Raw genomic sequence first — 11,955 nt, 5'->3', positions numbered from 1 at the left:
TGGTTCGATCGAGGGATGCCGGTTCAGATTCCGGAAGGGGGCGGTCCGTTCGCGTGGATGATCTTGGCCGAGGCGCCTGCCATCTCGGCCCAGGTGCCCTCCACAGATCCTGGAGGATCCATCCCATGCGACACCCTGTCTCCCGCGCCCGCGCACTGGCCATGGGGCTCGTGCTGGCAGCGGCCGTGCTCTCGCCCTCCGTCAGCGCCCAGGCGGCGGCCGACCAGTACGAGTGGGCCGCGCTGGGCGACTCGTACACCGCCGGCGGGTTCGTCGGAGACCCGCTGCCCGCGCTCGGTGACGCTTCGCGGGACGGCTGCGACCGGAGCACCAACTCGTATCCCGACGTCGTCAACGGGGAACTCGCCGAGTTCCCGCCGGGCAAGACCGTCCACCTGACCGACGTCAGCTGCGGCAACGCCACCATCGCCCACATCGCCAAGGACAAGCAGAAGCCGATCAGCCCGGTCCAGCCTCCGGCCGACGGCTGGTCCGAGGTGGACCCGCAGATCAAGCGGGCCCAGCTCGACGACGAGACCGACATCGTCACGATCGGTGTCGGCGGGAACAGCCTTCCCTTCGGCGGCATGCTCATCAAGTGCCTCGAAGAAGGCGTGGGCACGAAGTCCTGCCGTGAGCACTACACCAATCCCCCCGAGGGGGAGGAGAGCATCCAGGACAAGCTCGCGCGGGTCCAGGACGAGTACATCGAGATGCTGGCCGAGGTGCACCAGGCGGCGCCCAACGCCAAGGTGATCACGGTCGGTTACCCGGCGATCCTGCCGGACGAGGCAAGTGACTGCAACCGCCTCTCCCTCACCGAGCTCGGCTCGATCAAGCACACCGACATCGACTGGCTCCGTGACGACGTGCTCAAGCAGCTGAACAGCACGATCCAGCGGGTCACGAACTTCTTCGGCGACCGCTACGTCGACATCTACTCGTCCAGCGTGGGCCACGACGCCTGCCAGCCGGCGGACACCAAGTGGGTCGAGGGGATCTGCGGCGACGCCGCGGACCACTGGCCGTCCAGGCTGCCCGGCACCCTGCTGAACTGCGGTCCCATCGGCAAGCGCGTCACCCTGGTCCACCCCAACGCCGAGGGCCACGCCAACACGGCGGCACACGTGGAGCGGGCGATCCGCATCGCTCTCCTCGAACGCTGACGCCCCGGGGGCCCGGCCCGGTCCGGGGACGCGGCCCCCTCGGGTGAGGCGGGGTGTCCGGAAGGCTCCACGCGTTCCGGACACCCCGCCTGTCAGTCCCGGAGCGGGCCTCAGGTGCCGCTGGTGGTGGCGCGGGTGAAGAACTCGATCTCCGCGATCGAGACCTGCTTGTCGGAGCCGGTGTTGAACGCCGAGCGGATGACGAACCGCACGCTGACGACGTTCTGGGCCCGGAACTTCCGCTGCTGGGGGCCGCTCATCTGGTCGAGCTTGATCTGGCGGGTGGTCTTCTTCCCGTCGGCCGTGGTGATGACCGCGTCCATGCGGTGCGGCAGCGCGGCCTCGGAGAGGTCGGACGCCTTGGCGGAGATGCCGGACGTGATGAGGATGTCCAGCAGACGGGTGGGTTCCTGGAAGCGTGCCTCGACCCACTCCCCCTCCGCCGTCTCGGAGACCCCGGGCCCCCACCAGCTGTTGTTGACCTTGTCGAAGAGCACCTTGGGCGGGTGGCCGCCGAAGGAGCGGGAAGCCGCCGCGGAGTCCGGGCTGATCTGCGCCCGCTTCGCGAAGTGGTCACGGGCCGCGTTCCACGCCGTACTCACGTTGAAGGCCGCGTAGATCACCAGCCCGAGCGCGAGGCCGTACGCGAGCCAGGTGAAGACGCGGCCGATGCCCCGGCGCAGCCTCGGGCGGTCGCCCGCCCACGGCGCCGGGCCGTTGCCGAAGTCCCGCAGCCGCCGCCACCAGGGGCGCCGGGCCTCCGGAACGCCGGGGCGCTCGTCGAGGGACATGCCGCAGCGTCGGCAGAAGTGCCGGTCGGGGCGGTTGCCGACCTCGCACCAGTGGCACGGGGGGCCCGTCTCGTCGGCCGGTTCGCCTCGGGGGGCCTGGACCTGGGGACGTGCCGCGGCGGGCATGCCGGGGAGGACCGGGGCGACGTCCGGTTCCGGTGCGGCGGGGCCCTGGTCCGCGACCGGCACGAGCAGCGCCCTGGCCCGGGCGCTCGCGTCGGCGTCCGTGGCGGGGGCGGGCGCGGGTGCGTCGGTGGCCGCCGGGATCGTGGGGAGGGTGTCGTCCTCCTCGGGGACGAAGGGCGGCGCGTCGGCGCGCACAGGTTCGCGTTCCGGTTCACGCGAGGGCTCGGGCTCGCGGGCGCGTTCGGGCTCGCTCGTGGGCTCCGTGCTCGCGGCCGGGCCGGGGGTCCAGCTCAGGACCGCGCCGCAGTCGTCGCAGAAGGACTGGCCCGGGGTCGCCCGCGTACCGCACTCGGCACAGTGACGCGGCCGGTCCCCTGTGTCCGCGGCGGCCCCTGAAGGGGGTGGCGTGGAGGAGGAAGCCTGCTGACTGGTCACCTGTCGGAAGTCCTTTCGGCGGTGGTCACTCGGACCGTGTAAGGCATGTGGGCGGGGCGGGCTGCCGCTACGAGGCGCTCCAGCCGGTGCTCGGCGGCGGGACCGGGGTCCGGCAGCCGCAGGGTGACGTGCAGATGCGGGCGGCTCTCGCCGGGGACCGGCCCCAGGGGCCTGGCGTCCCAGGAGGCGGCGCCGCTCTCGGTGATCTCCGGCTCCACGCCGAAGGCGAGGCGTACCGCCTCGGACAGTCCGCGCCGGGTGCCGCGGATGCGGTGCAGTCGCACGGCGGCGGTCACCGCGGCGCGCAGCGCGGCCGTCTCCGGCGTGTCCTGCGGGTGGGCGGCGGCCGAAGCGGTGGGCAGGGCCTTCGTGACCGGGCCGTCTTCGGCCCCGGCCGTGTCGGGCGCCTCGGTCTCCGCGCCCACCCAGCTGCCGAGCCAGCGGGTGAAGTCCGCGGGGGCGAGCGACGGCGTGAAGTAGGCGTCCAGGCAGTCGAGCACGTTGTGGAGCGGCGCGAGGACCTCGTCGAGACCGGCGACGAAGCGCTGGGCGAGATCGTCGTCGGCGAACACCGCCGGGAGCATGACGCCCAGCGGTGCCGAGGAGCCGAGTCCGTCGACGGAGCCCCGCCTGCTCCCGCTCGTGGTCACGAGGCGTCCCCGATCACCCGGACGCGGTGGTCGAACGAGAAGACGAGCGCGGGTGCTTCGAGATCGATGCGCTCCGTGGGGTCGCCGCGCTTGCCGCTGAGCGGGTCGGCGGGGTGCAGCAGCACCTCGTCCACCAGCTCGACGCCGGGGACCCGTTGCAGCACGGCGAACACCTCGCCCGCCTGCACGGGACGGCCGAAGGGCCAGCCCGTGCCGTGCGCGCCCCCGGTCAGCGGGTCGAGATGGCGGTACAGGGCGTCGTGCGCCTGCCGCCTGACCCGGTCGGTGTCGGCGCCCCGGAAGGCGTGGACCGTCGCGACGACCGTCACGCCCTGGTAGAACGGCGGCCCGACCGCCAGCCGGGTGCCGATCAGGCGGCGCTCGTCCAGGTACCGGGTGATGCGCCCGAGCAGGGCGTCCCCGGGGACGAGCTGCTCGAAGCGCAGCCGGCCGCCCGGGTCGGAGACGGCCTGCGGGACGACCAGCACCCGTACGGCGTGCGCGCCGTGCTCGTCCGGGTCGGCCGCGAGGCAGGTGATGCGCGCGGTCTCGGGCGCGGCGCGCCGCGCGAGCTCCTCGTAGTCCCGCAGGGTGACGGCGCGGTCCTGCGCGCTCAGCGCGATGGGCGCCCTGCGCTTCGCCTCCTCGACGGTCTCCCCGTCGACGCCGCCGCGCGCGGCCTCCCGGTTGACGACGTCGGAGACGTACGGCACGGAGTCGCGCAGCACCTGGATGGCGCCCCTGGCGACGTTGCCGGCCTTTCCGCCGCCCGTGCGGTAGCGGCGGGCCCGGATGGGCGCGCCCTTGGGCGGCACGGCCCCGTACTGGCGCAGGGTGCCGTCCTGTTCTCGGACGGACGGGCCGAAGGCGATCTCGCCGGTGGTGGCGTCCAGGGTGATGTGCCGGTCGGCGGGGCCGGAGGCGGCGAAGTGGCCGACGGTCTCCCAGTCGACCCAGCCGTCGCGCTCGGCGACCTGGAGGAGCAACGGCTGCGCGTCGCCGACCACGGGGCTGTTGGCCAGCCGCAGCCGGTGTCCGGGGAGCCCGGTGGCCTCCCCCAGTGCCTCGTCCCGCACTGTCTCGGCGTGCACGACGCCGGTGGTGCCGCCGATGGTGAACGCCTCGGCGGAGCGGATGGTGGGCGAGGTGGTGTAGAAGGGCTGACCCTGTTCCGGGTCGGTGACCCGGCAGCGCAGCCAGCCCGCCTCGCGCCGCCCGGTGCGGGAGAGGGCGTGCCCGCCGGGGACGTGCAGCACGACCTCGCCGGGGCGGTTGAGGCCACCGGTGGTGTCCCGGTCGACGTCGCAGGCGGCCCAGCCGTCGGCGGTCCACGCCTCCCAGACGAGCGGCGGCTGTCGGGGGTCGACGCCGACGCCGTCGACCTGGCTGTCGAGCTCCAGGACGACCACGCACTCCGGTACGGCGGCACTGAGCCCGAACAGCATGCGGTCACCGGGGCGCGGGGCCTCCGTGAAGCAGTTCACGTCCTTGGACTCGGCGAGGTCCGAGGTGCGGTCGACCGCTTCCTGGTCGACCGACTGGACCACGAGGTACGACAACTCGCACGGGATCACGGTGAGTTCGCGCTCGGTGGCGAAGACCACCGCGTCCTCGGTCTGGGTGCGGACGGTGGCGACCTCGGTGCCCGTCGCCAGGACGACGGGCTGCTGCTGCGGCGCCGACAGCCAGAAGGTGACGTCGGCGCGCGCCGCGGAGGGCGGGAAGAGCGTGATCCCGATGAGGTCCAGGAACGCGAGGTGGTTCTTCTCCGGCACCCGGTTGAGCCGGTAGACGATCTGGTCGGCCATGTGCGCGACCGTCTCGACGAGGGTCACGCCCGGGTCGGAGACGTTGTGGTCGGTCCACTCGGGGGCGCGCTGCTGGATGTAGCGCTTGGCGTCGTCGACGAACTGCTGGAAGCGCCGGTCGTCGAGGTTCGGGGAGGGCAGGGCCATCAGCGGTCGCTTCCAAAGTGCTCGTCGGGCGTGCCGGACCCCTCGGGCCCGTCGTGGGAGGGGATCACGTAGAACGGGAAGACCAGACTGCGCGGGTTGTTCGTACCCGTGATCGAGTAGCGGACGTCGATGAGGAGCACGCCCTGTTCCGCGCCGGCCGTCACCGCGACGTCGTCCACCTCGATGCGCGGTTCCCAGCGGTCCAGGCAGCTGTGCACCTCGTGCTGGATGCGGCCTGCGGTGGCCTCGTTCACGGGGGCGAAGACCATGTCGTGGATGGCGCAGCCGAATTCGGGGCGCATCGGCCGTTCACCGGGCGCGGTGGAGAGGACGAGCCGGATGGCCTCCTCGACCTCGCGTTCCCCGCTGACCAGCGCGATGCCGCCGGTGGGGCTGATGCGCAGCGGGAAGGCCCATCCGGAGCCGACGAACTGTTCGGCCATCAGATGCCTCCCACCGTCAGCACCGGCTTCATCTTGGACAGGACCAGGGGGGCGTTCAGGCCGATCTCCACGCCCGAGTTGATCTTCAGGGCCAGTCCTGCGGTCAGCGTCATGGCGGCACCGGCCGACACGCTCAGCGCGCTCGCGTTCACGGACGTCACCCCTGCCTGCACCGACAGGGCGCTGGCGTTGATGTTCATGGGTCCGCCGCTGCGGATCGTCATGGAACCCACGGCGTTGAGCGAGAGGTTGCCGCCCGCGTTGACGGCCACGGCGCCGGTCCCCCGGATGGAGACCTTTCCCTTGCTGTCCACGACGATCTCGGTCTTCGTCCGGTCCAGATTGATGGTGAGCCGGTTGTCGCCGGTGGAGAGGCGCACCCCGCGCTTGAGGCCGACGCTCTGGTCGAGCAGGTCGAGACGGTTGTTGCTGCGGTCGGACAGGGTGCGCCGGGTGACCTTGCCGCGCGTCGGGTCGTACACGGGCACGTCGACGGGGTCGGGCTTGTCCACGCCGTTGTAGAGGCCGCCGATGACGTACGGGTGGTCCAGGGCGCCCCGGTCGAAGGCCACCAGCACCTCGTCGTCGACGTCCGGGGAGATCATGCTGCCGCCCTTGGTCCCGCCGAACTGGACGGTGCGGGTCCAGTCGCTGACGTACATGTCGTCCAGCCACGGGAACTTCAGCTTGACCCTGCCCTGCCTCAGCGGGTCCTTGATGTCGGTGACCAGGGCGTTGGCGACGCTCGGCAGCCCGGCCGCTCCGGCGTCGCCGCCCCCGGAGGTGAGCCCGTACAGGGAGCGCCACTGTCGCCCGCTGACGTTCAGGAACGTCTCGTAGTGCTCCTGGTCCCCGAAGGTGTGGCGGGCGGCCGTGACGGTGTACTTCCCCTGGAACGGCTTGCCGACGTCCTTGAGGGTGACGGCGACGCCGGGGCGCAGTTCGGTGTTGCCGCGTGCCGTGATCTCCACCTCGGCGAAGGAGGAGGTCACGTCGTCCGCCACGGCGTCGGCGGCGTGCTTGACCTCGTCCAGCTTGTCGTAGGGCGTGTCCGTGACGACGAGTTCGGCCTTGCCGAACGTCTTGGAGACCTCGGCCGGTGTGGTGCCGATGTCGAAGCCCGTGTTGGTCCGGGCGAACGCCTTGGAGACCAGGGGCTGCTTGGTGGTGACGTTCCAGCCGCGCGCCTCGACGGTGGTCACCTGGTCGGCCGAGGTGACCGCCGCACGGCAGCGCAGGATCTCCTCGCCGCCCTTCAGGAGGAGCGCGCTCTGTGCGCTCTGCAGGCTCTCCGGGGGAGCCGTCGCGGCGAGTTGGCGCTTGACGAACTGGAAGCGGCCCTTGGAGTTGATGGACATCACCATCTCGTTCTCGTCCGCGAGCCGCTGGACGAAGTCCCAGTCCGTGACGTTGGCCTGGCTGATGAACTCGTACTGCCCCTTGGTCCGCTGGGTCTTCCCCAGCGGGATGCCGCTCTTGCGCGCGAGCTCGACGGCGATCTCGGTGGCGGTCTTGTTCTTGTAGGCCGCGACCCTGCGCTGGCGGAGCATGCGGTGGCCCTTGTCGTAGCCACGGATGACGGTGAACGTGCCGGTGCGGTCGTAGTCGGTCTCCAGCGCGGTGACCTCGCCCGTGATCAGCGGCGTGCCCTTGCCGTCGGACATGGGCGAGATGACCACGGGCACGCCGATCTCGACGTTCAGCTTGGCGAGGATGTCCTTCTTGTCGTCACGGAAGGTGAGGTGGAACGCCCCGGGCACCCCCGCGCCGAAGTCGACCCGGCCCGCCACGAGCTTCGTGTTCTCCGGGGACTTGAGCTTGGTGCCGGCGATCTGCACCGCGAGGATGTTGGAGAAACCTATGTCGGGCATCAGGCGCCGACCTCTTCGGCGGCGGGGAGCATGAGTTCGGAACCGGGCGTCAGCGACTTCGGGTCGTCGATGTCGTTGGCCTCGGCGATCGTGCGCCAGACGGTGGCGTCCCCGTACTCGCGCCAGGCGAGGAGCTGGAGCGAGTCACCGGCCACCACCCGGTGCACGCGGCGGGTGGTGAGCGCCCCGGAGGTCGGGTTCTGGCCGGGGGTGCTGCTCGGGATCTCGTGCAGGTTCACCTGGCAGACGGCCCGGATGGGCATCCCGTTGGTGTTGAAGAGGGTGTACTGGGCCTCCACCGAGCTCACGTACGCGTTGAAGCGGGCCGTGGAGAAGGCACCCCATTCGAAGACCACCCAGGGGGTCGACGGCTGGTTCGCGGCGATGCTGGCGGTCGTCGTCTCGCAGCAGGAGAAGAGGGCTTCGACCTTCTTGCGCACGTCGTTGCTGTCCGGGTCGTCGGAGCGGTCGAGGAAGATCTCCACCGACATCTCCCGGGGCTCGGGCCCCATGAACTCCGGGACCGCGCCGTCGCGCACCGCGGCCGTGGGCGTGGTCTTCCACTGCGCCCTGCGGGTCAGCGACAGCTGGGACGGGTTGAAGTCGAAGTTGAACGTCTTCATCAGCGCGCCGGGGCTGGTGCTGCTGCCGATCGGCGGCTGGTGGATCGCGAGCGTCGCCCGCACCAGGCTGTCGCCGATGCCGAAGCTGGAGAGGTTCATCGGCTACGCCTCCCCCGCGTCCGTGAAGCCGTGATGGGCGATCTCCAGCACCTCGGTGGCCACGGCGGGGCTCGCCGGGTCGAAGGAGGGACCGCGCCAGCTCACGGGGAGTACGTCGATGAGCCCCCACTGCGCGACCAGCGAGCCGTCCGCGCGCAGCGCGGCGATCTGCCCGGTGGGCCGGGTCACCCCGGTGGTCACGGAGGAGATCCACTCCGCCACCTTCGCGGTCTCCTCGGTGAGGGGCCGGGTCAGCGTGATGTTGGAGAAGGTGACACGGGAGGGCAGCTGCCAGACGAATCCGTTGTTGCCGCCCTCCTGCCGCTGCTCGATCTCGACCTGGGAGGAGAGCCCTTCGCAACCGTTGAAGTTGCCCAGGCTCTCACCGTCGATGGTGAGGTTGAAGAAGATGGTGGAGCCTGCGTCGAGTTCCTGAGGCATCGGGTGGGGCCTTCCTGCGGTTCCACGTGCGGTCGGGGCGGGTGTTGCGACGGTCTGGGACGTACGGGCGTTCTTCGCGGGGCGGTCAGTGGCGCGGGTCGCGCAGCCTGCCGATCCGCTCGCGGTCGAGCCGCAGCTCGGTGCGGAGCAGACGGGTCATCGGCCCGATGAGCCGGTGGACCAGCTCCGCCAGCTGGTCCTCCTTCAGCTCACGCGGGGCGAACTGGCTCGTCACGGACGGCGCGGGCTTCTCCGCGGAGCTCTGGCCGCCGCCTCCGCCGCTTTGCCCGGCGACGGGCGTGGCGCGCGGCGGTGCGGTCACCCGCGCGGGCGACCGGGGCGGAATCGGGGGCGCGGGAGGTGGGGTGGGCTGCGAGGCCGGGACGGAGGGCACCCGTTGCACCGGGAGCGCGGCGGGCGGAGCGGGCCGGGCGGGCGCCAGGGCCACGACGGGGCTCCGGACGGGCCGGGGCACGGAGGCGGCCGGGGCATCCGGGGCCTGGTGGGCGCGGGGAGCTCCGGGGAGGCCGGGTGCCGCGGCCGAGTGCGTACGGGCGCCCCGGCCCGGAACGCCGGGCGCGTGCACGGGGACGGACGGGACGCTCGGTGCGGGGGCGGGGACGGGGCCGGTTCGGGAGCGCTGGACGACCGGGACGGTCGTGGAGGGCTGGACGAGCGGGACGGCTGTGGAGCGCTGAACGGCCGGGACGGTCGTGGAGGGCTGAACGGCCGGGACGGCTGCGGTGCGCGGAGGGACAGGGGCGGCTGTGGCGCGTTGGACGAGCGGGGCGGCTGTGGTCCCGGGACCGGGACGCCGACCTTCGTTGTCAGGGCGCGCGGGCGCGGCTCCGGGGCGGGGTGCCGTCGCGGGCGGAGTACGGACGGCGGGCGGCGGCGAGGACGCCGCTGAACGCTGTACGGCGTGAGAACGGGCACCGGCACCACCGCCGGCTGCCGGGACGGCACCCGGTGCGGCGGTCCGGACGCGGTGCAGACGCACGGCGGCCGGGGCGGTCCTCACCACCGGCGCGGGGGCCTGGGCACTCCTCGCCACCGGCGCGGGGGCCGGTGACGGCGAGGGCCGTGGTGCGGCGCCACGGACGCCCGGGAGTGCGGGTGCGCCAGGAACGGCGGCCCGCTGCACGGCGACAGGAGCGGCACCGGGCACGGGGGTGGCCTCACGTCGCCGCGGGGCGGCGGCCGGAGCGTTGCCCACGGCAGGGGCCACGGGCCCCGTTCCACCCGGCGGCGGGGTGAAACCGGCGGCCGTGACGGGCCGCGAGGAACCCAGCAGCGGGGCCACGGGCACGGGCCGCGCGGCGGGCGCCGGGGCTCCGGCAGGCGCCTGGTTTCCGGCAGGGGAACGCGCCCCGGACGGACGGGGTCCGGCCGGGGCCCCGGCGGGACCGGAGGCCGGGGCGGCGGTGAACGGCGCGGCGGGAGACGGCACCCGGGCCGGGGCCTGGATCGTGGGCCGGGCGGGGGTCGACCGCTGCACGGGCAGCACACCGCCCGAACGCCCGCTTCCGGACGCGGTGTTCGCCACGGCCCGGACCGGCCCCCGTTCCGCGGGACCCGGCCCGGAACCGGAACCGCCTGCGGGTACGGAACCGGTCACCGGCGCCGCTCGCGTGGGGCTCACCGGCAAGGCGGCCGGAGCCGCCCCCTGCCGCCGCACCGGCACAGGGGGAAGCGCGGACCGCTGCACCGAAGGCACCGCGGCCGAGGGGGCGGCGCCGGGTGCTCCGGCCGCCATGGGCGGTGTCGGACCCGTCGGCGGGGCGGAGCGGCCCGCGTCGGACCCGCTCAGCGGCCGGTCGGGCACACCGGGCGCCGGCGCGCCGGACGCGGGCGCCGGACCGGTGGCCGGGGGTACGGCGCGGCGGGCGGGAGCCGGATGCGTGGATGCCGAGGGGGCCTGGGCACGGGGGCCGGCCACCGGGCCGGGACCGGCTGAGGGCGCACCGAGCCGGGACACCGGAGGCCGGACCGCCGGTCCCGGCCCGGTAGCCGGACCGCTCGGCGCGGGAACGGCCCCGCTGCCGGACGGGCCCGGGGCGGCCGTCCGCCGCACCGGTCCTGAGGCACTGGTCGTTCCCGCGCCCGGACCGGCCGCGCCCGTGGACGCGCGCGTCGGGACGACGGGGCGCCCCTGGACGCTGCCGGGCCCCGGCACCGCACCGCTCGCACCGGTGACGGCACCGGGCGAACCGGAGGAGAGAGGCCGGGAGTCCGGAGCAGCCCCGGTGGTCGTGGGCGGGCGCACACCCGGTGCCCCGCCGTCGGCGGCGGCCTCGCGCGGCCGCACGGGCTGCGCCGGTGCCGGGGCGGCGGGCACCGGTCCCGTCGACGGCCCGCCGGCTGCCGGGGAACGCTGAACGCGGGGTGCCCGGCCGGGAGTCGCGGCAGCCGCCGGGCTCGTCCGTCCGCCGGCAGGCCCGCTCGACGGGGCGCCCAGCCTCGGCCTGACGGCCGGAAGAGGCCCGGGTGTTCCCGTACCCGTACCGGCCGCACCGGCTCCGGACGGGCCTGTCGCCCGCGTTCCGGCCGGACGGGCGGCAGGGACCGGCCGTGCGGACGGCAGTCCGCCGTTCCCTCCGCCGGACGCACCGGTGCGCCCCGACGGCACTCCGCCCCCGGGGATGCCCGGGGGCGGGACCGCGGGTGTTGCCGGTCCTTGCGATGAGGGCCGCGGCGCGGGACCGGCGCCATCAGGACGCCCCTGCGCCGGTGCGGTCCGCGAAGCCGGTGGAGCCGGCACCGAGGCCGGTCCCGGCAGAGGGGGCCCGAGCAGCGGGCGCCGGCGCGGCGCGGAGGCTGCCGGTCCGGGCACACCCGGCTCACGCCGTGGCGCGGGGGGCGCCGCCGTACGTCGCTGCACGGGGAGCGAGGAGGTGCGGGCCGGCGGAGCCGGGTCCGGCCGGGGGGCCGCCTTCGGCGCAGCCGGCGGTCCGGGCTGCCGGGGGGCCGGCGGCTCCGTCCGCGCGGAGCCGCCCCGGGGGCCGTCCTGGTCCCCCTCCGGGCGCGGGCCGCGGACAGCGGGAGCCGGAGGGAGCGACGGGCCGGGGGCAGGCGCCGGAGTGCCGGAGGAAGGAGGCAGCGGAGTGCGGGAGGCTGACGCCGGGGAAGGGCCTGCCGAGGGCGACGGTGCGGACGTCGGCGTGGCCGCCCGGGCGGCCTGCGGGGCGGGCGTCGCCCTGCTCGGCGCCACGGCGGGAAGCACCCTGCGCTGCCCTGTGCCCGGGGCCGAGGCACGGGTCAGCGCCGAGGGCGCGGGCGCCTGACGTGGCCGTACGGGAGCGACCCGCGGTCCCAGGGCGCGCTGGACCGACGGCCCCTGCCAGGAGGCGGCCGT

Annotated in this window: 11 protein-coding genes; 3 read left to right on the top strand and 8 right to left on the bottom strand. The window is 74.2% G+C overall.

Annotated features, from left to right (window positions below):
• The first annotated feature begins 125 nt into the window (after positions 1–125).
• Positions 126–1,166 (top strand): SGNH/GDSL hydrolase family protein, encoded by a 1,041-nt coding sequence (locus tag AMK10_RS06380; RefSeq protein WP_073745611.1) that lies wholly within the window; start codon positions 126–128, stop codon positions 1,164–1,166.
• A 110-nt stretch (positions 1,167–1,276) separates the two neighbouring features.
• Here the strand turns inward: AMK10_RS06380 and AMK10_RS06375 are convergent, their stop codons facing one another.
• From AMK10_RS06375 to AMK10_RS37405, 8 genes are all read right to left on the bottom strand, one after another.
• The gene (locus AMK10_RS06375) at positions 1,277–2,518 is read right to left on the bottom strand and encodes an NADase-type glycan-binding domain-containing protein (protein ID WP_073745609.1); all 1,242 of its coding nucleotides are present in this window, start codon (positions 2,516–2,518) and stop codon (positions 1,277–1,279) included.
• Positions 2,515–3,102, bottom strand: a complete 588-nt coding sequence (locus AMK10_RS06370) for a phage tail protein (protein WP_073746093.1) — start codon at positions 3,100–3,102, stop codon at positions 2,515–2,517. Before AMK10_RS06370 ends, AMK10_RS06375 begins: the two co-directional genes overlap by 4 nt.
• A gap of 62 nt (positions 3,103–3,164) precedes the next feature.
• On the bottom strand, positions 3,165–5,123 hold the full coding sequence (locus tag AMK10_RS06365) for a putative baseplate assembly protein (protein WP_073745607.1): 1,959 nt from the start codon (positions 5,121–5,123) through the stop codon (positions 3,165–3,167).
• Entirely contained in the window at positions 5,123–5,566 is a 444-nt protein-coding gene (locus tag AMK10_RS06360; RefSeq protein WP_073745605.1) for a GPW/gp25 family protein, read from the bottom strand. Before AMK10_RS06360 ends, AMK10_RS06365 begins: the two co-directional genes overlap by 1 nt.
• Positions 5,566–7,437, bottom strand: coding sequence for a VgrG-related protein (locus AMK10_RS06355; protein ID WP_073745603.1), 1,872 nt, complete (start codon positions 7,435–7,437; stop codon positions 5,566–5,568). The genes AMK10_RS06360 and AMK10_RS06355 overlap by 1 nt, the downstream gene beginning before the upstream one ends.
• Entirely contained in the window at positions 7,437–8,159 is a 723-nt protein-coding gene (locus tag AMK10_RS06350) for a CIS tube protein (RefSeq protein ID WP_073745601.1), read from the bottom strand. Before AMK10_RS06350 ends, AMK10_RS06355 begins: the two co-directional genes overlap by 1 nt.
• Positions 8,160–8,162: 3 nt before the next feature.
• On the bottom strand, positions 8,163–8,600 hold the full coding sequence (locus AMK10_RS06345; protein WP_073745599.1) for a phage tail protein: 438 nt from the start codon (positions 8,598–8,600) through the stop codon (positions 8,163–8,165).
• 85 nt (positions 8,601–8,685) lie between these two features.
• Complete coding sequence (locus AMK10_RS37405; protein WP_158070863.1) at positions 8,686–8,835, bottom strand: hypothetical protein; 150 nt, start codon at positions 8,833–8,835, stop codon at positions 8,686–8,688.
• A gap of 1,033 nt (positions 8,836–9,868) precedes the next feature.
• Here AMK10_RS37405 and AMK10_RS06340 point away from each other — a divergent pair.
• Both AMK10_RS06340 and AMK10_RS06335 read left to right on the top strand, forming a co-directional pair.
• Positions 9,869–10,978: a hypothetical protein gene (locus AMK10_RS06340; protein WP_143194942.1), complete on the top strand. Its 1,110-nt coding sequence runs from the start codon at positions 9,869–9,871 to the stop codon at positions 10,976–10,978.
• A 726-nt stretch (positions 10,979–11,704) separates the two neighbouring features.
• Positions 11,705–11,884 carry a hypothetical protein gene (locus AMK10_RS06335; RefSeq protein ID WP_073745595.1) on the top strand — a complete coding sequence of 60 codons (180 nt, stop codon included), beginning with the start codon at positions 11,705–11,707 and terminating at the stop codon, positions 11,882–11,884.
• The last annotated feature ends 71 nt before the right edge of the window (positions 11,885–11,955 follow it).

The organism is Streptomyces sp. CB02058, assembly GCF_001905505.1.
GTDB lineage: Bacteria > Actinomycetota > Actinomycetes > Streptomycetales > Streptomycetaceae > Streptomyces.
The sequence above is the reverse complement of the archived record's forward strand: the minus strand, read 5'-3'. Positions and strand labels throughout refer to the sequence as shown.